The organism is Nitrospira sp. (assembly GCA_030692565.1).
Classification (GTDB): domain Bacteria; phylum Nitrospirota; class Nitrospiria; order Nitrospirales; family Nitrospiraceae; genus Nitrospira_D.
Window position 1 is genome coordinate 1 of sequence record JAUYAO010000058.1, and the last position, 26,701, is coordinate 26,701.

Annotated in this window: 22 protein-coding genes and 1 riboswitch; of the genes, 8 read left to right on the top strand and 14 right to left on the bottom strand. The window is 59.8% G+C overall.

Annotated elements, in window-relative coordinates:
• Positions 1-429 precede the first annotated feature (429 nt).
• The 4 genes from Q8N04_16670 to Q8N04_16685 all read right to left on the bottom strand — a co-directional run bounded on the left by Q8N04_16670 (position 430) and on the right by Q8N04_16685 (position 5,067).
• Positions 430-2,136, bottom strand: coding sequence for an alginate export family protein (locus Q8N04_16670; GenBank protein MDP3092308.1), 1,707 nt, complete (start codon positions 2,134-2,136; stop codon positions 430-432).
• Between the two features lie 370 nt (positions 2,137-2,506).
• Complete coding sequence (tatA, locus tag Q8N04_16675; protein MDP3092309.1) at positions 2,507-2,806, bottom strand: twin-arginine translocase TatA/TatE family subunit; 300 nt, start codon at positions 2,804-2,806, stop codon at positions 2,507-2,509.
• 116 nt (positions 2,807-2,922) lie between these two features.
• The gene (gene tatA, locus Q8N04_16680) at positions 2,923-3,204 is read right to left on the bottom strand and encodes a twin-arginine translocase TatA/TatE family subunit (protein MDP3092310.1); all 282 of its coding nucleotides are present in this window, start codon (positions 3,202-3,204) and stop codon (positions 2,923-2,925) included.
• A gap of 393 nt (positions 3,205-3,597) precedes the next feature.
• Positions 3,598-5,067 (bottom strand): SAM-dependent methyltransferase, encoded by a 1,470-nt coding sequence (locus Q8N04_16685; GenBank protein MDP3092311.1) that lies wholly within the window; start codon positions 5,065-5,067, stop codon positions 3,598-3,600.
• 290 nt (positions 5,068-5,357) lie between these two features.
• Here Q8N04_16685 and Q8N04_16690 point away from each other — a divergent pair, with 290 nt between their 5' ends.
• The 8 genes from Q8N04_16690 to Q8N04_16725 all read left to right on the top strand — a co-directional run bounded on the left by Q8N04_16690 (position 5,358) and on the right by Q8N04_16725 (position 12,528).
• Positions 5,358-5,951, top strand: a complete 594-nt coding sequence (locus tag Q8N04_16690) for a hypothetical protein (GenBank protein MDP3092312.1) — start codon at positions 5,358-5,360, stop codon at positions 5,949-5,951.
• Between the two features lie 112 nt (positions 5,952-6,063).
• Positions 6,064-6,134: riboswitch (Fluoride riboswitch) on the top strand.
• Positions 6,135-6,153: 19 nt separating this feature from the next.
• Positions 6,154-7,836, top strand: coding sequence for an ABC transporter ATP-binding protein (locus Q8N04_16695; protein ID MDP3092313.1), 1,683 nt, complete (start codon positions 6,154-6,156; stop codon positions 7,834-7,836).
• Positions 7,837-7,856: 20 nt separating this feature from the next.
• On the top strand, positions 7,857-7,985 hold the full coding sequence (locus tag Q8N04_16700; GenBank protein MDP3092314.1) for a hypothetical protein: 129 nt from the start codon (positions 7,857-7,859) through the stop codon (positions 7,983-7,985).
• Positions 7,985-9,157, top strand: a complete 1,173-nt coding sequence (locus Q8N04_16705; GenBank protein ID MDP3092315.1) for an MFS transporter — start codon at positions 7,985-7,987, stop codon at positions 9,155-9,157. Before Q8N04_16700 ends, Q8N04_16705 begins: the two co-directional genes overlap by 1 nt.
• A gap of 72 nt (positions 9,158-9,229) precedes the next feature.
• Positions 9,230-9,964 carry a glycosyltransferase family 2 protein gene (locus Q8N04_16710; protein ID MDP3092316.1) on the top strand — a complete coding sequence of 245 codons (735 nt, stop codon included), beginning with the start codon at positions 9,230-9,232 and terminating at the stop codon, positions 9,962-9,964.
• A 13-nt stretch (positions 9,965-9,977) separates the two neighbouring features.
• Positions 9,978-10,388 (top strand): four helix bundle protein, encoded by a 411-nt coding sequence (locus tag Q8N04_16715; protein MDP3092317.1) that lies wholly within the window; start codon positions 9,978-9,980, stop codon positions 10,386-10,388.
• Positions 10,385-10,696, top strand: a complete 312-nt coding sequence (locus Q8N04_16720) for a lipid-A-disaccharide synthase N-terminal domain-containing protein (GenBank protein MDP3092318.1) — start codon at positions 10,385-10,387, stop codon at positions 10,694-10,696. Before Q8N04_16715 ends, Q8N04_16720 begins: the two co-directional genes overlap by 4 nt.
• An 11-nt stretch (positions 10,697-10,707) precedes the next feature.
• Entirely contained in the window at positions 10,708-12,528 is a 1,821-nt protein-coding gene (locus tag Q8N04_16725) for a glycosyltransferase family 39 protein (protein ID MDP3092319.1), read from the top strand.
• Between the two features lie 40 nt (positions 12,529-12,568).
• Here Q8N04_16725 and Q8N04_16730 read toward each other — a convergent pair whose 3' ends face one another.
• From Q8N04_16730 to Q8N04_16775, 10 genes are all read right to left on the bottom strand, one after another.
• The gene (locus tag Q8N04_16730) at positions 12,569-13,666 is read right to left on the bottom strand and encodes a phosphatase PAP2 family protein (protein ID MDP3092320.1); all 1,098 of its coding nucleotides are present in this window, start codon (positions 13,664-13,666) and stop codon (positions 12,569-12,571) included.
• Positions 13,667-13,726: 60 nt separating this feature from the next.
• Positions 13,727-14,866, bottom strand: a complete 1,140-nt coding sequence (locus Q8N04_16735) for a hypothetical protein (GenBank protein MDP3092321.1) — start codon at positions 14,864-14,866, stop codon at positions 13,727-13,729.
• A complete protein-coding gene (locus tag Q8N04_16740; GenBank protein ID MDP3092322.1) occupies positions 14,850-17,072 on the bottom strand; it encodes a M1 family aminopeptidase in 2,223 nt (740 codons plus the stop codon). The genes Q8N04_16735 and Q8N04_16740 overlap by 17 nt, the downstream gene beginning before the upstream one ends.
• Positions 17,073-17,082: 10 nt before the next feature.
• Positions 17,083-17,868 (bottom strand): response regulator, encoded by a 786-nt coding sequence (locus Q8N04_16745; GenBank protein MDP3092323.1) that lies wholly within the window; start codon positions 17,866-17,868, stop codon positions 17,083-17,085.
• A 106-nt stretch (positions 17,869-17,974) separates the two neighbouring features.
• The gene (gene ftsY / locus Q8N04_16750) at positions 17,975-18,910 is read right to left on the bottom strand and encodes a signal recognition particle-docking protein FtsY (protein MDP3092324.1); all 936 of its coding nucleotides are present in this window, start codon (positions 18,908-18,910) and stop codon (positions 17,975-17,977) included.
• A gap of 4 nt (positions 18,911-18,914) precedes the next feature.
• Complete coding sequence (gene ybeY, locus Q8N04_16755) at positions 18,915-19,493, bottom strand: rRNA maturation RNase YbeY (protein MDP3092325.1); 579 nt, start codon at positions 19,491-19,493, stop codon at positions 18,915-18,917.
• Entirely contained in the window at positions 19,494-20,558 is a 1,065-nt protein-coding gene (locus Q8N04_16760; protein ID MDP3092326.1) for a PhoH family protein, read from the bottom strand.
• 99 nt (positions 20,559-20,657) lie between these two features.
• On the bottom strand, positions 20,658-21,491 hold the full coding sequence (locus Q8N04_16765) for a putative Ig domain-containing protein (GenBank protein ID MDP3092327.1): 834 nt from the start codon (positions 21,489-21,491) through the stop codon (positions 20,658-20,660).
• A gap of 217 nt (positions 21,492-21,708) precedes the next feature.
• On the bottom strand, positions 21,709-26,256 hold the full coding sequence (locus tag Q8N04_16770; protein MDP3092328.1) for a PilC/PilY family type IV pilus protein: 4,548 nt from the start codon (positions 26,254-26,256) through the stop codon (positions 21,709-21,711).
• A 52-nt stretch (positions 26,257-26,308) separates the two neighbouring features.
• A complete protein-coding gene (locus Q8N04_16775) occupies positions 26,309-26,671 on the bottom strand; it encodes a hypothetical protein (protein MDP3092329.1) in 363 nt (120 codons plus the stop codon).
• Between the last annotated feature and the right edge of the window lie 30 nt (positions 26,672-26,701).

Sequence of the window (26,701 nt, forward strand, 5' to 3'; positions counted from 1 at the left end):
GAGGCGGAGCAGGACGACCCACGCTTACAAGCGGCCTGTGGAGACCGAAGGGGAGACGGTCTGTCATGCTCCGTCAGGTGATGACTTGTAGTATGCATCACGGCCTCCTCTAAGATACAAGGGGAGGCGAGGAGGGGTAGAAGCTCGTAGACTGCCACGCCGCTGGCGAACGCTCAAGCTGGTGATGGCAGCTGGAAGTCTCGACCTCCCCTGCCCCCTCCCTACGAAGGAGGGGAACGTGCGGGTTAGGATGTCTGACAGGGACAGGCACCGCGGGGCGCGGAGCCAGTCCCTAGAAAGCAGAAGCCCCGCGGGGGATCTCCCCGCGGGGCTTCTTTCTGTTGCGCGTTCAGCGGATCATCGCGTCACGCGTCACTCAGGCCCTCTCCCTCACCCTCTCCCAGCAACTGGGAGAGGGAAGGGTGAGGGTTAGAAGTTCATCCAGAGCTGGACGTAGCCCCACTGTTGATTGGTGCTGGTGCCCAGGTTCTCCTGGATGTACGAACCGGCAAACAGATACCCATAGGTGGCTTGGAAGGCCAGCTTGCCGTCCATCATCATGTGGGTCCAGGAGAAGTCGATTTCGTCTCCGATGTGCCTCTTGGTGTTACCCGTCTTTGAGAAGATATAGGCGCCCTGCGCACCGCGGTACCAGTTATCCTGAGCACTCGCGAGGTTCAAGTTGGTATACCACAGCTCGATGTGGTCATCCTTGCTCGGACGAGCTTGGAAGTTCACCGAGGGGCTCATCATGTTCTTCCAGGCCTGCGTATCCATGTAACCCATGTGGATGTGGTTGGTCGGGAAGAAGTTTTCGAAGGTATTGGCAGTTCCGCAAGCAATGGCTCCAGCGCCCTGACCGCAATTATTGCGCCCGTCGCCTGAGGCATAGTCGAAGTTGAACGCCAAGCGCGGCTTCCAGGCCGTCTCATAGGCCGTGTAGCCGATCCAGTTTCTGGTCGCAAAGGCACTGATGCTCAAGCAACGGCCACTGCCGACGCAACCACCGGCTCCGCCAGTCAACGCGTTATTATTACCACTGTCACCCATCGAGCCGAACTGATAGACGGTTTCATTGATCGCGTCCCAATTGCCCTTGCGCATTTCGATCCGGTTACCCACCGTGTGGCGGACCTGGTTCGCATGCTTCGGCGCTCCCTGGCCAAACGTTGCATCGGTGGTCACTTGCCCAGAACCCAAACCATTCCGATAAAAAACGTAGTAGGGTTCGATCAGGAACCCTGGGATTGACTTGATCTGGTTGTAGAAAATGATCATGTCGCCATCAGCCGAGGCACTGTTGGTGGTTCCCGCCAGATTATTGCCCAAGCTGCCGAGCGGCGCAGCCTGGCCGAGATCACTCTCCGACGTCTTGAACCAGCCCAAGTAGCTATCAATCGACTTGGTGCTGTATTGCAGCATCACACCGTCATGGGAGAAGCCGGTGTTCGCCCAATCGAAGTGGCCGAATAGTGAGTGGTTTCCGAAGATCACGTATTGCCGACCGGCCTTCAAGCTGAGGCCTTGGACGCCGGCAAAGTTCCGGACCAACATATAAGCAGCCCGGACGCCCAAACGTCCGTTGTTGCCGCCGCCGCCACCAGTAGATCCGTTATGATTCAATGCATCCACACCGCCGGCGCCGTTCGTTCCGCCGGCAGCCCCGTTACCACCCCAGGTGGCCGCGTCGATCAATTCCATGTAGAAATTGACATCGGGCGAGAGGTCATAGCCGATACCCAACCGCACCCACTGCTGCACGTACGAATCGTTGGCTCTGCCAGCATTTCTCGTGCCAGCGTTGGCTTGCGCGAACGTATTACAATTTCCTGCTCCTTGAAACGTGCTGCCGAAGCAGGAGTTCTGCCGCATTTCCGGCCGCACGCGGACATCCGCGCGCATCCAGAAGTTCTTGAGATCGAAGTTCTTCCCGATCTTCGGATCGTAGAGTTCGTACGCTTCCTTTTGCGGAATCGCCCGGGGGATGGCGGGAAGATTCGTGATCTTCTCGCCTTCCGGCAGTTCAAAAGCCGCTTGGACCGGGGCTGCCGTGACCGACATACCCGCTGCCATTACGGCCGCGCTGAAGAAGGTGGCCATCCCGGCCAACCTTGTCCGTCCTTGGATGCTTCTCATAGCGTTCCTCCTGTGAATTGGATAACAGCCCCTGTTGGCTCCACTCCCACAGACAGGCTGCCGACTTGAGATCCAACTACTTCCACTACGACGACTTGCTTGACCCGACTCTGCTGCTTCACAACCATTGCGCACTCGTTCTTTTCGGTTTCACTCAGTCTGTTTCTACCAAGCATTCGGAATTCTGCCTTCAAAAATCTCACTTTCAGTCCGGCGCAGCGCTTCCCGCCACCTCCTTCCCTGAAAGATCGTGACCGGTAACAGGTGACGCGTGACGCGCACTTAACGATTCGGCAAGGCCCCCTGCAACCCTCTATTGTTCTTCTGTTCTTCTCGCTGGTCACTGGTCACCCGTCACGTCTTCTACGTTCTACGCCTGCCCGGACTGGCTGATGGACTTGGTCCCGTCCTCCGCCTGTTTGCCGGCCGCGTTGATTTCCTCTTCCGCTTCCTTCATCGACGCCTGGAAATCCTGCTCGACCATCTTCACTTCCTGCTGAATCATGTTGATCTCGGGCTCCACCGACTTCCGCAGATCTTCCGCCGTCTCCTTGAACCCTTTGACGGCCTTCCCGACCTGCCGCCCGACTTCAGGCAGCTGCTTGGGCCCGAACAACAGAAACGCGATCACCAGGATAATTAAGACTTCGCCGGCGCCTAATCCAAACATGGTTCAACCCTGTGACGAGTAACGAGTGACAGGTGACGAGTTCTCCATCAAGCAAGGCGTTTACTCTCCACTGCTCGTCACGCGTCACACTTCACGCGTCACGTCCCCCTCATTTATTATCCCTGCTTCGTCTGTCCCGGCTGCGCGACCGGCGCGGCCTGCGGCGGCGGCACCGCTTCCGGCTGGCCCATCACTTGTGCCTGCACTTGCGGCGGCGCCACCGGGGGCTGTTCGCCCGGCGTCACATCGATGGCATCGGCCTCGTGGACCGACTTTTTAAATCCCTTGATCGCTTTACCGAGCCCCTCGCCCAGTTGCGGCAATTTCCCCGCGCCGAAAATGATCAACACGATGATCAAGATCAGCATCAATTCCATCCAGCCGAAGGAGCCAAACATGTCTTACCTCGTGATGCGCACGCTGTCCGTCTAAATTTCTCGACGCTCTCCCGAATCCAGTACGAAAGATGGGGGAGATACCTAAATCGCGGGGAAGGCTATAGAAAACTCAAGGACAAGTCAAGGAAAAACTCAGGGAACGGGCTCTGGGACAGCGGCGGGAGGTAAGGAAGAAGGAGACGGGAACGAGAGTGCTACGAGTTAATCCAGGCAGGACGATCCATAAAGCTCACTCTTCTTCCTCCCCTTTGTAAGGGGAGGCGAGGAGAAGTAGAGATGCTCAGACCACCATGGGCGCTTGCGCGCGTGCGCAGTCATCACTGCAACCGAAAGACTCGACCTCCCCTAACCCCTCCTTACGAAGGAGGGGCAGAAGAGAAATAGCGCGGGATCTTACTTACAGAGAAAATGATGATACTCAATCGGGCTGGGAGGCGCAGTGAGAGCCACGTTCAGCGTATCGGGATCGTACCCGACAGCTTCGAGATCTCGTGACGTCGCGGATAATTCCTCCTCGGTCAGGTAGGCCACCGTGTCCGGCACCCCCGTGCGCTTGAGCGAGAGCACCATGCCGTTCAACGTTTCCCGCTCTTCCATCGGCATGTTCTTCTGCAGCGGAAACTCCAGCATACGGCTGTAGGGACTTTCGTAGGCCTCGTTCAACGCCTTGATGGTTTTGAGCACCAGGCGATCCTGCTCCCACGCTTGCATCTTCGGTCCGGCCGACGGATGGGTCGCGAGCAGGTCCATGAGCGTAATGACATTCGTATTCAACGACCGCCCGACGAATTCCCGCTGCGGCTCAATGGCGATTCCGCCCAGCCCCAGATGTTTCGCGATTGCCTCGACCAAGGCGAAGTTAATCATGAAACTGTACTGCCCGCCGAACTGGCCATAGCAGGGCTTGTCCGGATCGTTGAGCACTTGCATATCCGCCGTGCCGGCATCGAAGGCGCTGAAGCCGACCGCGCCGGGAGCCAGCAACCGCTTGGCCTCTTTCAATGTCGCAAAGGCCCCCAGGTTGATTGGAACGAGCACTTGCTCATCAATCGTCTTCAGAAATTCGGTGATCGTCTTGCGGTACGGAACATCTTTCCACTCCACCTTCCGGTATTCCTTCTCCCAGACCAGGTCGTCGAGGAAGGGAGGAAAGGTCTTGAGCGTCTCGATGTCTTTGCCCTCGAAAGCCCGGACAAAGCCCGACCAATCCTGAATGGTGGCATGGAGCGATTCGCTGAGATTGGGACGGAGGAATTCCTCCTCGATCTCGCCGGCGTTCTTCGCCATGAGCTTGGTGGGAAGATCGTTCCACAATTCGTTGCAGATGATCCGATCGACCGATTGATCCGCGGCCCCGGACACATGATCGACGGTGGCCAGCTGAGCCTCGACGCGATCTTTGTGCGGCGCGAGGCCCGGATGCGCCAGCGCACGATCCAGGACCGATTGCTCCCAATCCACCAGGACATACTTCACGCGAGGATAGACCTGCCCGGCTTTGTCGATCGTTTTCAGGTGGCTCAAGAAACAGGCGGCCAGATTGCCGTTCCCCGGTCCCCACTCGTGGATGACCAGGCTAGGGGCTAGGGGCAAGGGGCTAGGGGTCGGAGAATCTTCGCTCTTACCTCTAACCTCGCGCCCCTCGCCTCGCGCCTTATCCCGCTTCACAACCTTCTCGAAATAATCCGCGGCGAGCGCATGCGCCAACCGATAGTCTGCCGACGCGAAGGTTTGATAATAGGTCCGCAACTGGTCGCCTCGGAGGCGATAAAACAGCGTATTAAGATGGGCTTGCCACTGATCCAGCGGCTTGTAGTCCCCGATCAACTGCGGCAATGCGTCGGCGTCTTGTAACGTGCTCATGTGGTTTCAGTCCCTGGTAAAGAATCGCGATTGTAACAGACGACTCGAAAGCGCCGCAATCGGGGAATGCGGCCTCATCGGCATCGATTCCCCTCCTTCGTAAGGAGGGGAGAGGGGAGGTCGAGCCGTCCGGCTGCCATCACCGGTGCGGCAATTCGTGAGTCACACAGCCGCCCTGAGCCTCTACCCCTCCCAGCCTCCCCTTACAAAGGGGAGGAATCATAAAAACTGTGAGCCATCACACGCTCTACTTCCCCTTACAAAGGGGAGGATAAGGAGGGTGTGCAGTCTTGACCTTGACTCTTACGGCAGAGGGGGTGTACCAGACCTTGCATATGAGCCGGCTCCTTTTCATTGTCCTTGCTGCCCTGCTCGCTGGGCCAGCCTCCATCTGGGCCGATGAACTGCCCATCACCAAAAATCTTCCTATCCCAGAATTTCAGAATCGTCCGGAAGATGCCAAACCGTACGACTTCGACGCGCCCCCGCAGGGAATGTTCCGCTCCATCACCATGGCCGAGGGGTTTGAAGAGGAACTGGGCTTTCGCCAGACCCACGAAATTGTCCCGGTCAAGCCGACCGAACGATTCACCGCCGATGCGCCGGCCATCTTCATCGTCTTCGCTCTCCATCAGCACTACCAGGCCTTCAAAGTATTCGGCCGATGCTTTCCCGAGGGGATCGCTGGCATCGAACCGGACACGATCATCAGCGAAGACGCCATGCACATGGCCCTGGAAGATGAGAGCGGGTACTTGAAACTGCTCCCGCCGAAAGAACGGTGGATACCGGGCCGCTACAAAGTCGAAATTCACGCCGGCGAACAGGTGAGCGAGATGAGCCTGATCGGTACGATGCGTTTTACGGTCGTAGCGGGGAAGTGACGGGTGACGCGTGATGAGTGACGAAGATGCTCCTGGCTTGTCACCCGTCACTGTTCACGCATCACGGTCTTTCATTGACGGCCGGAACCCAGGCGTATATAAGCATGGATAGATTCCTTACGGTGATGGGGTTCACCGGAACCGCCTGTGGTTTCCACTCAGGCTGATAACTCCTACGCACCCTCTGGTAGGAGCTTCGTTCATGGCCGCACCGGATCCCGTATTCCCTCAGTATCAGCTCCGCAACATCCTCGACGACATCCTGACTCAATTGGGGTTGCTGATCCGGCTTGAGCGCAAGATGCTCGGCATCATCGCGTCCTATGCCGTGGCCATCGGGATGTTCCTGTTGTGCGTCCCGATTGCCGTGCAGGAACTGGTCAGCACCTTTTCGTTCGCCGTACAGCCCTCCATGATCTTCACCTTGGCGCTTGTCGTAGGGTGCGCCCTCACGGGCGCAGCCGCCTTCCGCATCTTGCAGGCACGGGCGGTGGAAACCTTGCAACAACGCATCTACACCCGCATTGCCATCGCCTTTACCGAGACGCTGCCGCGGCTTCAGGAAGAGTCCTTTCTCCCGCAACATGCGCATCGCTTTGCCGAAGCCGATCTGCTGACCCGCGCCCTGGTCGCCATGGTGGCGGATCTCTTCAATGTCGCCGTGGTCGGGAGCATCGGCATGACCATGCTGGTCTTGTTCCACCCCTATTTTCTGCTCTACAACGTCACCCTGGTCACCGGCTTCGTCGTCCTGCTCACCCTGTTCGGGCGGGGCGGCTTCTTGATCACACTCGAAATGTCGCGGCTGAACTATGAGGTCTACCACTGGATGCAGAACATCGCCGCCAATCTCCCGCACCTGCGCGCCGCCGGACACAGCCCCTATCTCATGCAGAAGACGGATGCCCTGACGAAGGCCTACGCCCGCGTGCGGCAACGCCGCTCCGACCTGCTGACCGGCCGCCAATACAAAGCCGCGGCGCTCTGGCAAGTCGTCGGACACACCGGCATGATCGCCACGGCCGGCATGCTCGTCTCAACCGGCCAGCTCACGGTAGGCCAGTTCGCCGCCGCGGAGCTGCTGGCGGGACAGCTGCTCCTGAACATGGACACGCTGGCGCGCCGCATGGTCCACATGTTCTTCGCCTTCGTGGCCTTCCGGGAAATGAACGCCTTTTTTTCACTGCCCCAGGATACGCACGGGGCCAAAGCGATTGTGCCGATGGGACACTTCGGACTGGAGGGGGTCTCGATCGCCGCGCGCAACCTTTCCTTCGCCCATCCGAATTCGGCCCCGCTGTTTGAGGATCTCGATTTAGACGTCGTCGCCGGAGAAAAGATCGCCCTGCTCTGCCAGTCCAATGTGCAAAAAACCGCCATGGCCAAAGTCCTGGCCGGTCTGCTCCCGCCCACCGGCGGCGTGGTGCGCTACAACGATATGAATCTGGTCGAGGTGAGCCTGGAGTCGATCGACCCCTATCGCGGCTTGATGATGGACTCACAGCCCACGCTGCTCGAAGGGACGATCGAGGACAATCTGACGCTGGGCCGCCCTGCCATCTCCCATGACGATATCCTGCGGGCGCTCCATTTCGTGGAGCTGGATGATGAGATCGATCACTTTCCCGACGGCCTGGCCACGCAGGTGACGGGCCACCGCGATCAATTCACGTTGAGTCAGACGCTGCGCCTCCTGCTCGCCCGCGCCATTGTGATCCGGCCGCATGTCCTGATTATCGACGGCACCCTGCACAACATGGTTCCCGCGCTGCGCGAAACGATTTTACGCCGGCTGTGCTCCAAGGACGAACCCTGGTCGGTCATCTTCGTCACCAACGATCCGACGTTTGCCGCCTATGTCGACCGCCGCGTAACGGTCGCGTAATTCACGATGGAGCAACGGGCATGACTTGGGAGACCGCCGCGATCTGGATGGGCATGGCTTTGCTGGCGTCGCTCATCTCCGTGCGCATCGGCGTGTCCGTCGCGCTGGTGGAAATCTGCGTCGGCATCGCCGGCGGCAACGTGAAGTGATGCGACGATCAATCCCGCGCAATGTGTGGATCGCCGGATGGGTCAGCTTCTTCATGGACGTCAGTTCGGAGATGGTGTATCCCCTCGTGCCGCTGTTTCTCACCTCATCGTTAGGCGCGAGCAAATCCGTTGTCGGGCTCATCGAGGGCATTGCCGAAGCAGCCGCGAGCCTGCTCAAACTGTTTTCCGGTGTGGTGGCCGATCGCTTCGGTAAAACCAAGCTCTTAATGGGGCTGGGCTACGGGATCTCGACCGCTTCTCGTCCGCTTCTGGCGCTCGCCCCAGGATGGGGAATGGTGCTGGCAGCCCGTTTTACCGACCGCGTCGGCAAGGGCATCAGGACTGCCCCGCGCGATGCGATCATCGCGGCCTCGACTCCGCCGGAGCGGCTGGGGCTGGCCTTCGGCTTCCACCGGGCGCTGGATACGGCGGGAGCAGTGATAGGCCCGGCCCTGGCCCTCGTCATTCTGTCCGTCTGGGTGGCAGACTATCGCCTTGTCTTCTGGCTGTCCATCGTGCCCGGCGTGGTAGCCGTTGCACTGATCGTCTGGTTCATCAATTCCGATGGTCCGATTCCCTCAACTCGGCCGCCGCGCGAGTGGTCGCTTCGTGGGCTCGATCCGCGTCTTCTGAAATTCCTGCTAGTCATCGGCTTGTTCTCCCTCGGCAATTCCAGCAACGCATTTATGATCCTCAGAGCCGAGCAGGTCGGAGTGAGTCCGGCCTGGATTTCCGCGCTCTACCTTGGCTTCAACATCGCCTATGCCCTGCTGTCGGTGCCTGCCGGAATGCTGGCCGATCGAATTGGACCGAAAAAGATGATTCTGTCTGGATTTGTGCTGTTCGCCATGGTGTACGCAGGGTTTGCTCTGGCGACACACATCTGGCAAATTGCGACACTCTTCATCGGCTATGGTCTGTACATGGGCCTGACGGACGGAGTGCAGCGCGCCTATCTCTCCACCTTGATCAGCGCAGACCAGCAGGCCACCGGATTCGGCCTCTATCACATGGTGGTCGGCCTGGCTATCTTACCCGCAAGCCTCATCGCCGGACTGCTGTGGGATTCCATCGGACCGGCTGCCCCCTTCGCATTCGGTGCAACCATGGCCTTGCTTTCAGGGTTGGCCTTCGTGTGGCTGGCCAAGAACCACTCACCCGCCGGCGTTTGACGGTCTCCGGACCATTCGTTAGAATGCCGGCGTGACGATGTTGCTACACTCATCAAGACCGCGCCGCGCCTCATGAGCCCATCACCACGCCCATGGGCCTCCGTCGTCATTCCCATCAAGGATGAACGAGACAACCTCACGCCGCTGACCGAACGGGTGCTCAAAGTCCTCTCGACTCGCGAAGAATCCAAAACCGCGCCGTTTGAGCTGGTGTACATCGACGACGGCAGCAGCGACGGCAGCAGCGAATTGCTGGACCAGCTCCAACAAACCTATCCGGCGGTCCGCGTGCTGCACTTCGACCGGAACTACGGACAATCCTCCGCCTTCGACGCCGGATTCAAACATTCCACCGGCGACCTGGTCATTACGCTGGACGGCGATCTGCAAAACGATCCGGCCGACATCGACAAGATGCTGCCCCTGCTCCGGCAATTCGATCTGGTGTGCGGATGGCGCACCAGCCGCAACGACAATCTCGTCAGAAAACTGTCCTCGCGCATCGCGAACGCCGTGCGCAGCGCCGTGACCGGCGACCGCGTGCACGACACCGGCTGCTCCCTGAAAATTTTCCGGCGCGCCGTCGTGGACAAGCTGCAGCTCTTCACCGGCATGCACCGATTTTTTCCGGCCTTAGCCCTCATGCACGGCTTCACCGTCACCGAAATACCGGTCAGCCACCATCCCCGGGCACATGGGATTTCCAAGTACGGCGTCGGCAATCGGCTCTTCAAGAGCCTCTACGACCTGATCGCCGTGCGCTGGATGCAACATCGCTGTTTACGATACCGACTCCGTGACCAGTGACGGGTGACGCGTGATGAGAGCAGGCCAGGAACGAACACGTGTATATAGCCACAAAGATTTGGATGTATGGAAGCGATCCATGGATCTCGCCTCAACCGTCTATCGCCTTAGCGCCCAGTTCCCCAAAGAAGAGGTGTACGGCCTGAGCCTGCAAGCTAGACGCTCCGCGGTTTCAATCCCCAGTAACATCGCCGAAGGTGCCGCACGAAATTCGAGCAAGGAATTCATCCAGCACCTCTATATCGCCTTGGGCTCTGCAGCCGAATTAGAAACACAGCTTCTGCTGGCGCGACAAATGGACTTCCTGACAGAAACTGATCCACTGCAGCAACTCGACCAAATTCGGAAGATGCTGATCGGCCTGATTCAATCCGTGAAGCAAAAACCTGTCACGCGCCGCTCGTCACACGTCACATCATTATGATCACGACTGACACCATCTGGATTGCCACGGGATTTCTCGGCCAGGGCCTGTTCTTCGGCCGCTGGATCGTGCAATGGCTCGCCTCGGAACGCAGCGCCTCCAGCAAAGTGCCGATCTCCTTCTGGTATTTGAGTCTCGTCGGAGGCCTCATCACGCTGGCCTATGCCATCTACCGGAAAGATCCCGTCTTCATTGCCGGGCAAAGCATCGGCGGCGTCGTCTACGTGCGTAACCTCATGCTGATCTACCGCCCGAATCCCTCGAAGCCCGTGACCGGTAGTGGAGCCCAGGTAACGGGTGACAAGTGACAAGCGAAACAATGAGACAAGCCGACGCCCCTGCGCCCTCCGCCGGTAACGCGTCACTCGTCGCGCGTCACCTCTGCATCCTGCTGGCCCTCTGCGGCATCCTGTTCTTTTGGAATCTGGGCGCCCTTGGCCTGACCGATCGCGACGAAGGCCGCAACGCCGAAGCCGGTCGAGAGATGCTCGAAACCGGCGACTGGATGAGCCCCACTTTCAACTACGAACCCCGCTATGCGAAGCCGGTGCTGGTCTACTGGCTGATGGGCGCCTCCTACAAGACATTCGGCGTCAGCGAATTCGCCGCGCGATTCCCGTCGGCGCTCTTCGGACTCGGCCTGGTGCTGATGCTCTACCTGTTTCTCGCGCGCCTGCGCGACGCGAATACGGGGCTGCTTGGTGCGCTGATGCTGGCGCTCAATCTCCAGATGATCGGGCTGAACCGCATGGCCCTGACCGACAGCGTGTTGATCTTTTTCACCACGCTCTCGCTCTTCGCCTTCTGGCTGGGATTTCAGACCACGCGCGAGCGACGCCCCTGGATGTGGGTCTGCTATGCGGCCATGGGCATCGCCACGCTGGCGAAGGGACCGGTAGGGTTCCTGGTTCCTTTGATCGTGGTCGCGCTCTACCTGTCTCTCACGAAACAGTGGCGGCCCTTCTGGCAGGAGGGGCGCCCGCTCGCAGGCACGGCGCTGACGGTCCTGATCGCGCTGCCCTGGTACGCAGGCATGTGGTGGCTTCACGGCAGCGAGTACACGGCCTCGGCGCAAGCCAACACCGTCGGGCGCTTTCTCAAGCCCATGGAAGGGCACAGCTTCGGATTCTTGTTCTACATTCCGGTGTTGCTCCTCGGATTTTTCCCCTGGAGCGGCTGGCTGCTCTTTGCCTGGCCACAGACCTACAAGAGCTGGCGCGCGGCACGCAAGATGAACGTGACAAGTGACACGTCACGCGTTATCGAATCTCCAGACCTGTCACCTGTCACCTGTCACTCGTCACATTCCGATAGCCTGGACTGGTTCGCCGCTGCGTGGATCTTTGGAACGTTCGTCTTTTTCACGCTCTCGTCGACGAGACTGCCCCATTACATCGGCCCCCTCTTTCCCGCCGCCGCGATCCTGACGGCTTCTTATTGGGCACGCTGCGTACGGGAACCCTCGACCAGAGGCGCCAATGCCTCCGTTCACCTGGTCATGTGGCTGGGGTTTATCCTGGCGGGAGCCATGGCCTGCCTGCCCTGGATCTACGACACGATGCTGGCGAGTAAGCTCACGAAGGAATATCCGTTAGCCACCCAGCTCTCTCTGGGCCACGGGCCCTATATCGCCGCGACGGTCCTGCTGGTGGGGATGGGCTTGGTGGGGTTGTTCGGCCTGTCGGACACCAGACGCAATGCCGCCTTCTGGGCAGCCAGCGGATCGCTGTTCGGCGTGGTCCTCGTGCTGATGATTTTCATCCTGCCCGCGGCGAATCGATTTTTCGTCGCGCCGCAGCAAGAGCTGGCCTATGCCGCCGGATTGAACCTGAAGCCGGACGAACAACTGATCGCCTATGGGGCGACAAGACCTTCGACAGCGTTTTATGCCAGACGAAAAGTGCTCTTTGTGGGAGCGGGTGAAGAAGAGAAACTCCGCACGGCCCTGAGCCAGCCGGGCCGCTCGATGATTCTGCTGCCGGAATCGTTTGTGGGCAAACTGCCGGGGGATCTCAAGAATTATCAGCCGATCTTGAAGCGCTACGGCTATCTGCTCTTAGCCCGTGAGCCGATGGTAAACATTCCAGAGGGACTGCTCCCGCCTCCACCGGCCCTCGAACCCAAGATCTTCGGTCACTAAGAAGCATGCAGGGTGAGCGGCGCGTCACCGCCCTCACTCCTTAGACCAATGGGAGAACGCCTCGAAGCGCCACGAGGATGACCAGACTCAGCAGAACCGCACCCGCCAACTCACAGTCTCTGACCACAGGAACCCAGCAGGGTTCTTCCACGACATTCTCGGCCTGCTCTCCACGAAACCAGAGCGCCACGCAGAGCAACCCGGTTGACGCCATGACAATTGGCGCCGTGGACATCACCGATAGCCCGATGGCCGTCGCCAGCATCGGGCCTTGTGCGGATCTCGTGATAGCGGCTACTTGACTCGACCATCGAGCGCGAATGCAACTCACGACGCCGACGACCACCAACAAGGCGCCAGCCCCGGTGAGAATGAGGCCTTCCCGTCCGGCCTCGACCGGAACCGCTAATGCCCAAAAGAGAGCAAAGCCCCACACCGTTCCGATGGCGGCGTAATATAACGCGGACTCGGCCGACCGGAACCAGTCCTTCCAAGGATTCACGGCCACCATCCCGCTCACCGTTCCCAACACCCATCCGCCGAACACGTCGCTGGGGAAATGCGATCCGCGCAACACACGGCTGAGCGCGACGAATGCTGCCATGCCGATGAATATCGCCGCCAACAACGGAAAGCGGCGGCTCAGGACAACCGCGAGCGCAAAGGTCGCGGTCGTATGGCCGGACGGAAAGGAATCGAATCCGGAAGCCAGCGACGGCGCGATCGACCACTCGCCCGATGCAGAGAATTTCGGCCGCGGCCGGCCGACGAGATGTTTGACCGTATGGACAAGCACCGTGGCCAGTCCGTGCGCCCACAGAGTTTGGATGCCGGTCGCGATGCCGCGCGAAGCCGGCAGCAGCCAGCCGACGGCCAGCAGGATCGCGCTGACGATCAGTAACTGCCGCCCGTCGCCCATCCAGTTCCCGGCGTGACTCACGAACGCCATCCAGGGAATCGTCAACGTCCCGCCGCCTTCCGGCGTCGTGATCGTGCGCAGATAGCGCGCCGTCGGACCATCGAGTTGACGCAGGCCCCAAAAGACACAGGCCAGGGCGACTAATAGACAGGCCAGGGCCGCGAAGCGTGCCCAGTGATGGGTGACGCGTGACGCGTGATGAGCGGAATGCACAGACACGGTGTCTTGCCTCTCTTCCCCACTCGTCACACGTCACCTGTCACTCGTCACCCTCTTACCTTACGGCACCCAATCCGCCAGGAAGACATTGAACTCGCCCGGCTGCTTCGCGTTGCGATCAGAGACCCACACCACGCGTTTACCGTCCGGCGAGAACATCGGAAAGCTGTTGAACTGCCCGTCGAACGTCAAACGTTCCAACCCGGCGCCGTCATCACCCACGAGATACAAATGAAAGCTCGGCCTGCCGCCCTCGCCGCGGGTTTCCACATTCGAGGAAAACACAATCCGTTTCCCGTCCGGGTGAAAGAACGGCGAAAAGTTCGACGCGCCGTTCGACGTCACCTGGTGCTTTCCGCTCCCGTCGGCATTCATGATGAACAGTTCCAGTTGGCCCGGCTCCACCAGCCGCTGCCCCAGCAACTCTTTGTAGTGCGCGATCTCGGCCGGATCCGTGGGATGGGACGCCCGATAGACAATGCGTTTGCTGTCCGGGGAGAAGAACGCCCCGCCATCGTAGCCGACATCGTCGGTCAAGCGGCGATGGTGCGACCCGTCGAGGTCCATCGCATAGATATCCAAATCGCCGTCTCGGACTGAGGTCCACACGATGCTCTTGCCGTCCGGCGAGACCGTGGCTTCCGCGTCGTAGCCGGGCGTATTGGTCAACCGCTGCATCTCCTGTCCGTCGATGCGGGCGGCAAAAAGATCGTAGTCGTCGAGGGCCCAGCGATACGCTCCTTCGCGCTTCGGCTTAGGCGGACAGTTCGGGCCGTGCAGATGGGTGGAGGAATAGAGGACCCGCCGATCTCCCGGGAAAAAGTAGCCGCAGGTCGTGGCGCCGGACCCGGTACTCACCAGACGGACATTGTCGCTTTCCAGGTCCATCACATACATCTGGTAGCAGCCGAGAGGGATGTCGTCCGGTTTCAGCGTGGCCGCATAGGTGTCTTTCATCCAGTTGTTGGTCGACTGGAAGATGAGCTTATTCCCCGTGAAAGAAAAATAGGCTTCGGCATTTTGCCGGCCAAACGTGAGCTGCTTGATATTCTTGAAGTGCCGCTCGGCACTGACTGGAGCTGGGGCCTTGGTCGCCGCTGCGCCTTTTGTCCGATCGGCCGTCAGTCCAAGCTGAGGCCACAAGACCAAGGCGATCGCAACTACGATCAGACCGCGCATTCGATTACCGCTGTTCATCACGTCGAACCTCCTTCATTCCCTGAAACTCCTGCCACATGTCCCGTTTTGTCACGGTGCCTTCGTCGAAGACCACCGCGCTCTGCCATCCGTAAAAGAAGAGGAGCCGCGCCACTTTCGCGGCCGCCGCAGGATCCACCGCGTACAGCACGGTCACCACCGAACCAGGTGCATCAGGACGATGGCAGGACCACAGCACCGCCATGCGGCGGCCTTCGTAGCCGGTTCCAGCAATGTGAAATCCATCGGGTCCCACCGTCGCCAAATCTCCGCAGGCTTTCGCAATCAACGATTGTACCTGTACATGATGGTCTGATGTCGCCACGATCAACACCGATCCTGACGGAGGCACGGCCATCGTGTCCATCGCTAAGATCGCGGCTTTCCGTTCCGGAGCCCCCTGCGCATCTTGCGCCTCGATCCGCGCGACAAGTTCCTTGAACGGTGTCGCGCTCTCAGGAAACAGCGGCAGCACCGCCTTTCGCTGATCGGTCACAAACAGATTCAACACCGGGGCCAGTTGCTCCCGCTTCAGTCGTTGCAGACTCATGAAATCGGGATCGATCGACAAACTCAGTGGCTCAGCCGGAACCATTAGCTCGACGTCTTGCTGCTCGGCGGCCAAGGCCACCGCCACCGAGGTGGCCGATCCTTTCATCGTGATAGCCAGCGGCAGGATGAACCGAAACGCACCGCCTTCCCTGGTGAGTCTGACGCGCAACGTATACGCCCCCGGCTGATCCTGCCTGGGAAGCGCCGTCGCCTCGGCAATAACGACGGCGGGCGCGCCAGGCCGCTCGACCCATTGCGCAAAGAACCACCGCAACTCCCGTCCGCTGGTCTGGGAAAAAATCCGCTCGAGATCCTGCCAGTCGGCATGCCGCCCGGACAGATCGGCCACTAACAGCTTCACGCTACGCCAGAATGCCTCGTCCCCGAGCTCCAACCGAAGCTGATGAAACACCATCGCCGCTTTTTGGTACCCGATGGCGTTGTCCTTTTCATCGCTCTTTCGCTGAAACGCCGCGATGGGATAGTCCAGCTGTGGGGACACATAGAGGCTGTAACCTTGCAACATCAATCGTCGCTGTTCACGCGCTTGCCGATCATCATGGATCAACTCGTGCCAGTAATAATTCGTCAGGTACGTCGTCAGCCCCTCGACCCAGTTCCCGCTCTCGGGACGATTCCACACCGCGTTGCCGATCCAGGAATGGACGATCTCATGCCCTAGGGCATAGGGCTGAGTATAATGCCGCTTAATGCTGCCGCTTCCCAGCAAGGTAAAGGACGGCATCCCCAAGCCGCTCGCAAAAAAGTTCTCCACCACGGCAAACTGCTCGAAGGGGAACGCCCCCAGCAGCGGGACATAGGCATCGAGATATTTCGCTGTCGCGGCCAAATATTCGTCGGCCAACGCGGCGTCGTCGGGGAACAGGTAGGTGGCCAGGCGGACCACTTGCCCACTCGCAGCCTTCCAATCCCGCGTCGTGACCGTGAATCGATTGGCCACCAGAGTAAGCGCTTCGGTCACGCCCGACTCCCACGTCTGCACGGAGCGACAGGGCACATCGGAACGAGGCTTCGCGCAATCCTGCTTCGCACCTCCCCGCCCCTGACTCACCGCAGTCCATCCACCCGGCATCTCAACCATCAGCGCATAGGATGCGAGCGAACCGCCCAGATCGGGATACCAGCCGGTTTCACTGCTCACATACACCCCTTCCGGGCCGATATGCCCGGACGTTTCGCTCGGCGTCACGAATCGAAGATGCCGCGGTTCGCGCGGCGGATCATCGATGGCCCCGCGATAGCGCCATTCCAGCGTCACATCTCCTTGTTGATGATCGGGTAGCGAAACCAGGAGGGAGCGGAGATTGGAATCGATTGCCGCAGCGCCCAGCGACGTCGAGACGGGCGTCAGGCGCTCTTCGCTCCCCACCCTTGTCACAAGCGCCACCATCTCGAGGCGCAACGATTTGGCCAAGGTGAAGTCCAGCGGCGACTGTGAACCACCGACCCGCACGACCATCCGATCGGTCACGGTCAGCTGATGCTGGTCAGGATCGATGCTGGCGCGAAGTTCGTGCCGGATTATGGCAGGGGGAGGCGCAGGAGCATCGCCGGCCTGCCCCTGTGACAGGGGCAGGAGCAGCGACAATCCGATGAGACAAGCGATGAAACCGAGGCGCGAGCTTCCGACTGGCATCGGAAGGGTTTTAGCACTCGCGACAGACGAGCACAAGCTGAATGGCGGTCAATAAGCGATCGAGCGCGATCGGCTTTCCCAGCACTTCTTGCGGACCCAACGACCAGGCTTCTTCCAGCATCTCTTCGTTGTGACTCCCGGTCATAATGATCACGCCGCCGGGATACTCTTTTTCCCGAAGCGCTTTCAGCACATCGATCCCGGACAGCCCGGGCATCACCATATCGAGGAGCAACAAATCCGGCGCGGCTTCTTCGACGACCCGCATCGCTTCATAACCATCCTTCACACCCAATGTCCGGTACCCGCGCAGGCTAAGGAACTGTACGAGCAGATCGCGCACCAGCGGATCGTCATCGACGACCAACACCGACTCTGCCGTCTCTTGCCCGGCAAACGAGGGAATCGGGGAGACCGGCGTCTGATTGACCTTGACCGGCGTCTGAGACACCCGATGCACCGCTTCGACCAAAATATCGAGCGACAGCCCGCGGCGGATAAAGTCAGTGACTCGCAGGGAGCGCGCCTGATTCTCCTGCACTTCCGTGGCGCCACCTCCAAGAATAATGACCGGCGCCTCGGGATCGATGGCCCGAATCTCTTTCAAGACCGTCAAGCCGTCCATCTCCGGCATACGCAGATCGAGCAACGTAATGCGCGGGGTATGTTTGCGAAACAGATTCAGCCCTTCACGGCCGCTGGTCGTGGTGATCACTTGATACCCATGCCGCATGAAGACGGTCTGAAGGAGATCGCAGTTCATCTGGTCATCGTCGACGATTAAGATCTTGATCATTCGAAACCCCTGCCTCTGAAACAGGTGAATGCTATTGGCGATACACTCCCAAGAGATACGTCACCACCATAGCACAGGGGATTCGGAGCGAAAAGAAAATGGCGGGTTATGACCGAGCGGCCGGTTGGCCGAATAAGGCGGCAATGAAGGCTTCCTGATTGAAATCCTGCAGGTCTTCGACCGCCTCTCCCACACCGATCAAACGGACAGGCAGCTTCAGCTCATCGGCGATGGCCACCACAATCCCGCCGCGCGCCGTCCCATCGAGCTTGGTGAGCGCCAACCCGGTGACGCCGACGACGTCCTTGAACTGCCGCGCTTGCGCCAACGCGTTCTGTCCGACCGTCGCATCGAGCACCAGGAGAATTTCATGCGGCGCTCCCGGCAGCGCCTGACCGATCACCCGAACGATCTTCCGCAATTCCTCCATCAGATTCGACTTCGTATGCAACCGCCCGGCCGTATCGATGAGCACCACATCGACCGCGCGCGCCTTGGCCGCCACAATGCCGTCGAACGCGACGGCCGCCGGATCCGCGCCGTGGCGATGCCGGATCACATCCACGCCGACACGATCGGCCCACACTTGCAGCTGATCAATTGCCGCCGCGCGAAAGGTATCGCCGGCCACGAGCAGAGGGCGACGACCACCCTGCGCCAACCGTTGCGCCATCTTGGCGATGGTCGTCGTTTTCCCGACGCCATTCACCCCGACCATCAGGACCACAAAGGGCTTCGGCCCCTTCTCGATCAGCTGTTCCAGCGACGGCCCTTGCACGGGCGCCAAGACACCGTACAGGGTACGGCTCAAGACATTCTGCAACGCCTCCGAATTGGCCGCATCCGCTCCTCTGGCATGTTCGCGCACATGCGTCATCAATCGATCGACTACCCGCACACCCAAGTCTGCCGTGAGCAACGCGGCCTCCAGCTCTTCGAGCATCGCAGGATCGGGCGTGCGCCCCAAGACGCGATCCAGTGATTGCCGAACGACCTGCCGCGTCTTGCTGAGGCCGTCGCTCAGCCGCTGAAACCATCCCATCTGTTCACCCGTGATGTGTGATGAGTGATCCGTGACGAGGATCCATCAGGAGTCTTGGTAACGGCGTCAGGGATCGCATGATCGCCTGCTCCCTTCGCCGCATGCGGCGGGCTTCCAGCTCGTTCCGCTCATGATCGTAGCCGCAGAGGTGCAAGATACCATGAATCAGCAAGACCGCGAGCTCCTCGTCGAGCGACCGGCCTCCCTGCCGCGCCTGACGCGTCGCGGTCGGGATTGAGATCACCACGTCGCCAAGCAGTTCGGGCGCGGGGCTGGGGGCGAAAGGAAGGAGTCTCTTTCGCTTCGCTCGTGGCCCCTTGCCTCTTGCCCCTTGCCTCTCGCCTCTCGCCCCTTGCCCCTTGCCCACGTCAGCATCGCGCATGGCAAACGCCAGAACGTCGGTAGTGCGATCCTTCTTCCGATACTCGCGGTTCAACCGACGCATCCGCCCATCGGCCACCAGATCAATACTAAGTTCTGACTGCTTTTCCCCGACCGCGACGAGCACACGCTCTGCCAGACGCCTCAGGGCCGCCTGGCGTACCCTCACACGAGTGAGACGCTCACGTACATAGACAGCCATTTAGTGGGATTGACCCGAGGAGCCGCGGGGCGGCGAACCAGAGGAGGACCACTTGTTGGACCCGGAAGGAGACGATTGTGGTGCTGCCGGCCCCTTGGATAGCCTGGGATCACCACCGGTTGCAGACTGATGTCGATCGTAGGCTCTGACGATGTCCTGGACCAGCCGATGACGGACCACATCTTTCTCATCGAAATACACGAAGGCAATCCCTTCGATATCGCGCAAGATTTCCTTCACTTCGATAAGACCGGACACCCGCTCAGACGGCAGATCGATCTGCGTGATATCTCCGGTCACGACCACCTTTGAATGAAATCCTAATCTGGTGAGAAACATTTTCATCTGTTCCGCTGTGGCATTCTGCGCTTCGTCCAAAATGACGAACGAATCATTCAAGGTGCGCCCGCGCATGAATGCCAACGGCGCGATCTCGATATCCCCGCGTTCAATCATGCGATTGGCCCGCTCCATATCCATCATGTCAAACAACGCATCGTACAGCGGGCGCAGATACGGATTCACCTTTGCGTACATATCGCCGGGGAGAAAGCCGAGCTTCTCGCCGGCCTCGACCGCAGGCCGCGCCAGAATGATGCGACTCACTTCCTTCTTCATCAACGCACTGACCGCCATCGCCATCGCCAGATAGGTCTTGCCCGTCCCGGCAGGCCCGATCGCAATCACAATGTCGTGCGTCTCAATCGCTTCAATGTAGGATTTCTGCGTGGGAGATTTCGGGCCGACGAACCGCTTCTTCGTGACTATCGTCGTGGCGTTGGTCAGCACCTCTTTAACGGAGGCATCCGGCGTCTGGCGCAGCGCGGTCAGCGCATGCGTCACATCATCGGCTTGAAGCACCAGTCCATCGTTGGTGAGATTCGCGAGTTCGAAGAGGATCCGTTCGGCTTGGCGAGTCGCGTCAGGAAGACCGTCGAGGGTGACTTCTTCACCGCGCGCGGACAGCCGCACGCCGAGATCGTCCTCAATCAGTTTGAGGTGCCGGTCGTGGTGACCGAAGAGGGCGGCAGTGTCCGTGCCTTCTCGTAGTTTTAGTTTACGCACGAATGCAGGTTCGTCTCCCTCCTAGAACATCAGATGGATAGATTCTAGCAGAGGGAGAAAAGGCGAGACAAGCAGAAGTAGGGAACAGAGCAAACAGGGTTACGCCCCCGCTGGTTTACCAGGGATGCCGACGCCGAACGCAAGGTCAAACTCCTGATAGGCCGTGCCTCCCTGGCCATCTTTTGCCAAGACCTTGACGTGGAAGACGCCCCGGTTGCCCGGCGGGATCATCCAGGTAATCCGGCCTGAACCTGGCTCGATGGTCATCCCGGCAGGAGCCGTTTCTAATTCATAGGTCAAGCGATCCCCGTCGGAGTCCGTCGCTCTCACGGCATACTCATATTGATCCGGCGTCACCGGCGCGGGGGGAGTCGATACGATCGTAGGAGCCGTATTGCCCAACGTTACGATCTCTGAACGAACCATATTGCCGACGGCCTGGGGATCGCGCGCCGTCACTTCGACCACAACGTTGTCTCGCGGAACCAATCCCGTCGTATCAAAGAACGCCTCTTCCCCCTCCTTCACGACTGCATCATTCCGGAACCAGCGATAGGTCAAATCAACCCGGTCATGATCAGGGTCGGTCGCAACCACCTCTGCGGTCAGCTTGCCCCCGGGCTGTACTGTCTGAGGGGTCAATGTCACTGCGGTGAGATGGGGAGCGGTATTGCCGACCTGCGCCGCCGGAGTGCGGACCGGTTTTCCCTTCTGCTTTCCATCAGAGGGTGTGATCTCGGCAGAAATCATTTGCCCCCGGCGCAACAGTTCGGCCGGAAAGGTCGGGCTCGTTTGGCCGGCGACCGGCGCATCATTCACATACCACTGATAGGAATAGGTGATGGGGTCCCGCTCAGGATCCTCCGCCAGGGCTTGGACTCCGACCGGATTCGTCAGGGAGAGAGTCTCCGTGAGAAGCTTCGCCAGCACCATGACAGGCGGCCCATTTCCAGCCGCGCCGGAAACAAGGGTTGCCTCGGAAGGGGAACTTCCGGTGCACCCAGTCTCGCTCAGAATTGCCAGCATACCGGCAAGCAACAGCTGTCTATGAGATATACGGCCAATCATGCTGTCTCATCGTTCATTATCTTGCGAACCCCGAGTCGGCGATGGCGCCTGTTGGCGACCATCGCCGACCACCATTTCACCATCAGTCTCGTTGATGCACCCAGCTCACATACTTACTATAGAAACCATTGAGACCAGCGGGGGGGGAATTTGCGTTACCTCCACTCAGCTGGAAATTAATCTTTGCCCCCTCTTGCCCAGTATGCATCGATCCGGATGAGGCTAGACCCACTCCAAGATCAACCCTGGTGTTGATATTCGTATTCGCACCGGACGGCGTGGTTCCTACCACAGGGTAGGGAGGCGCAGTTCCTGTTTTATAGAAGAGAACATACAGATAGCTGATTCCGTCGGATGCACAGAAATTGTTGGTTGGAACGAATGTCGGCAAGAATATGACCCCGGCTATCAGGGTGGGATTGACTACCGATCGCTCAGCGGAGTAACTCACACCGGAGATTGTCACAGGCCCCGGTAACGTAACCCGCCACCCGTCCTTACTTGCGACCAACCCCATCATCGAATTCGCCCCGGTACCCTCGACGCTCGTCGCACCGGGATTCGTCGGATCGCTGACTTGATTCGTTCCAGAAGCACACACTAGACAGACAACCGCATTGGTCACATTGACCAAATCGTTACTAAAGCAGCTTACCGTCGTGGTTTGCACGCAGGTCCCGTTCATAACCTTGTCTTTGAGACCGTAGAGCCGCTGAATGTCTTCATCCACCTTGTCGGCATTACCAAAGTACCGGCCTGTTCCAAAGAAGACCCAGGTCGCATTCGTGTCGTCGATCGTCACCGCCGGCGCGGCGGCCGTCGGGCCGACTTCAACCGTTGTGCCCGTGCCGGCATCGACGAAGGTATCGATCACTTCCGTCGGCGTCCGATTGGCCCCATTCGCAATCCCCCAGGTATCCGTAGTGCAAGGAGCAGCCGGACAATTCATGGTGAGCCGGTACATTTTCCCGCGCCAGGGCAGCGCCCCATCGTGGATCGTGCGCCCTGAATAAGCAACGTCTGTCCGCCAATCCAGATCCTTATCGATCGACACCACATGCCCCATAAACGATCGCCAGGTTCCGACAGGCATGGTCGTCAGACTGCCGCCGGGAGCCACCTTCGGCCCGTTCTTGAGATCCACCACATACAACTTCGCCCCCTGTTGCGTTGGACCGGGGACCACCGGCAAATCGGCCTGGTAGCCGTTGGGGCCGGACCCGAATATCACGAACCACTTCTCGTTCAGCGGTGATGTGCTGGTATCGGGTGGTGTGATGCTATCGGGCTTCATCCGCACCACCGAGGGATAGCTGGTCGTCAAACCCAACCCGCTGTCGGTAAATACCCACTTCAGTTTCGGGCTGACTTCCGGATTAGTCACGTCGAGCGCGAAGTAGGCGCTATAAAACGTGCGAGACGTCCCGCCAATCGTGGCCGTCATCGGCGGAGCCCCACCCCCAGCAATACATTGCCCGCAACTGCCGCCCATGCGGAATCCCCCGATGAGAAGCGTGCCCCATCCGCCCGGATGGTCGGCATCCGGAGTGAACACCCGCGCTTCCGTGATCGTCGGCTTCAAATCGACGTAGTACACATGGCTATAGTCGACCCGCGCCAGCCACTGGAGCTGAGGGAGCAATTCCTGCGGAATGAACGACCACATCTCAGCCCCGAGGTTCGGGCCGCTTGAATTGTCGGTCGGATTCTTGGTGTACCATCCATGCTCAACGGTGCCAGCCGTCGTTGAATCATCGCCCTTGTGGTAATACCCGCCGTTGAACGCATGGAGCATTCCATCGTTCGCGCCGACATAGGCCACTTGCCGGCGATTCCGGTATTTCTGATAAAACAGATTGTAATCGGCATCGCCATAGGCCAAATCGTATCGAGCCTTCGGCGCGCTCACAATGGTCGGCGTGGAATGGATCGGATCTCCCAACTTCCAGACCTTATACGTCCTGCTCCCGACCGGTGTCTCCAACATTCTCGTCCGCAGGCCCGCCACCTCGTCGCCACGAATAAAATTGATGAGATTTGTGGCAGAACCGCCGCTATCGCAAGCAGTGGCAGCGGGATACCGGAGATAGTCTTTGAGCGCCGCGCAGTTTGCCGTATTGAAATCGATCTGCTCGGCTGGATCGACGACACCATTATTGTTCGCATCGACCCACGTCAGAATCGTACGCGCCCCTGATGTGGTGTAGGCCAACTCTTTCCCCGCCTCCCACACCGGCACAATAGATTTCAGATCGGAGGTCAGGATCGGCGTGGCGCTGTCGGCTACTCCATCTCCGTTGAGATCGACAAACTTGTCCACGAGCACCTTCTGATACGTCCCGCTCGATGGATCGTTATCGTACCTGGTGGTAATGATCCGATCCTGCTCATACACCAGCTTTCCGTCCTGGACGGTATCTTCACGGAAATTGCCGAACCCATCAACGAACAGGGAATGGGTGTAACCGGTCCACTTCACATTCGCCCCACCCAGACCCACGTCGCTCGTGAAGAAGTAGGCTTGATAGATCGATCCTTCCCCGGTCGAGGCAGTGGCGAGCACCGAGATCGAGGTCCCGGACGCGCTCTTGCGGATAATCGCCGTGATGGTGGCCATCAGCCGATCTTGCAAGTCGTCCACATTCGACGATTCGAAATAGGTGTCCGGAATCCCGTCGCTGCCGGGCGCCCCGGTGGCGTTGATGACCTTATCCCATTCGTCCTGGAGATCAGGCAGCTTATTGTTATTGGTGTCTTCAAACCCGCCCAACAGCGCCGCATGCATCAGCAGCTCGCGTCCGGTGATCACGCCGAAGGCGTAGAAGGTATAGACCGTGAGGTTTTGCAGCCCCGGCAGGCAACGTCCGGACACTCCCAGCGCCGCAATCGTGCCATCCGCCGTGCCATTGCAAGGCCGCAGATCGTTGATGTGAGACCAATAGGCCACGTCGTCCAGAAAGTGCGTGCCATTGGCGAATCCCTGGGCGTCGTAATCCGTCCGATGCTGTTTCAACAGAATATTCGGTGGAGTGGCGGGGTCGTTGTTGCAGGTTGATCCTGGATTGTTGACATAGGGCGCACCCCGGTTGCTGGTGCAGGGGGTCCCGGCATAGGCCGGCGCATTCGCTTGCGCATAGTTGCAGAGCGAGGTTGAGCTCGAGGTGCATACTCCGGTCACCGGATCGGCGCCAGGAATATTCCTATCCTGCGTCGGTTCCCCGTCGGTAAAAACAAGCACGAAGGTCTTGCAGCAGGGCACCTGTGTCGAGGTGGTCGCCCAGGCCGGGGTATGGTTGCTGCCATAGAAGTAGGGATCGCGACCAGCCGCGCACGTCGCGGTCGGCCCTCCTGAAACATAGCCGGACGGGCAGACCTCGGTACCGGTCAATGCCGTGATTTCCGGCGTCCCCGCCCCGCCCCCGCCGGTCCCTAAGGACCCAATGCCGTTCGTCGCCAACGCCACGCCGGGCGCGTAGCCGATCGGATAAACATAGGCGCTCGGATACATGCTGGAATTGATCTGCGCCACGTAGCGCGCCGCTTCGTACAGCGTTTCGGCGAGCGGCGTCCAGGTCGAGGGCCAGGCTTCTTCCACCGCGTCCACCATGGCCGCCGTATTCGTGTTGAAGGTTTCGACGAAGGTTCCATTGAAGTCGATGGACTGGCGGCTTCCGATCCCGACAAGCACTTGGAGGCCGTCGTTCTGCCCGCTTGTTGACCCACTGGGCGCGAAGTTGTTGTTGAAGACCGCCAAGCCGAAGCGGGCCTGGGGGCCTATTTGCTGCACCACTCCGGCCGGCTCGGTGGCGACGGCGAGCCGGACCGCATATTGAGTCTCCGCGAAGCCGTCTGCATCAACGCAGGTCGTGGCGGTGTTGCCCGGTGCGGTGGCGTCATCGTCGATGCAGAAGGTCCCCTGCATACCGGAGGTTCCACCCCGCAAGTGAACCCGAATAGTGCCCGGCGTGCCCGGCGTCGCCGCCGTTGGGATCCGTCCGCCATAGCCGTTGATCCCGCCGCCGCTGACGATCGCGGCGGTCTCGTGACCGTTGCCGGTCCCCGCATAGCGTCGTTGCGACGCGATGGTTTTCATCGACGGCGCCCCCGTCGCCGGGCAGGTCCCGTCCGCGGCGCGGCCCACCGCGCAGTCGCCTCCGATCATGGCTACTTTCACGGCATCGAACCGCCGGAAGACGGCCCAGTTCAGGAAGTTCCCATCCCATTGGGTAGAGGAACAGGCAGTCGCCACCGCCGCTGGCGCCTTCGGCCCCGCCAGTTCAAACCGCCCGTTCGGCTGGCCTGTCACCGTATAGGCCCCGTTGTAGGTGTAACAGGACAGCGGGTCGAAGAATCCCGAATAGCGGGTGCTGTTGGTGAATACCGTGACCGTCGACACGCCTCCACCCGGAGGGGGGAGTGTGCCGCAATTCGCCGATTCGCAGGCGCGATTGGTCATGCTGCCCGAGTTGTCCATGAGGATCAGAATATTCGGCGCGACTTGGTCGCTGACGAACGGCGGCACGGCATAGTACTGGTCCATCGTTTGGGCTTGCGCCGCGCGCGCCCCCCAGAGACAGACCAACACCGCCAGCATGACGGCTCCACAAGTGGCGATATTCCGGCTCTTCATGGCACCCTCCCTCGTTCTGACTGCGAACTTCATGACGCTCACACCTCCGGAATCACTTCGGAAAAATGAGAATCATCTTGTCGATCTTGTCGCTGTGCTCTTTCTTCACGTGAAATTTCACCGCCGCATTGCGCATGAGGCTCGAGGGTTCCATCGCATTCCCCTCCTCATCCACGATCACCACGTCCGGCATGAGGCCATAGGTCCGCCCGTCGATGTCGAGCGTCTTCTCATAGACGGCCGTGATCGTGCCGCTCTGGTACCCGATCGCCATGGCCGGCACAGACTGGTCGGCATGCGCGCCGGGAGCTCCCGCACTTGTCCACGTGGCGGCCGCGAGCAGACTCGCGGCGATGATGACCCTTCCTGCCTTCCGCATTCTCGACATCTTCACGCAATCTCTCATGGCCGCCATGCCTCCTTTGAGCCTGCTCGACCCGCTCAT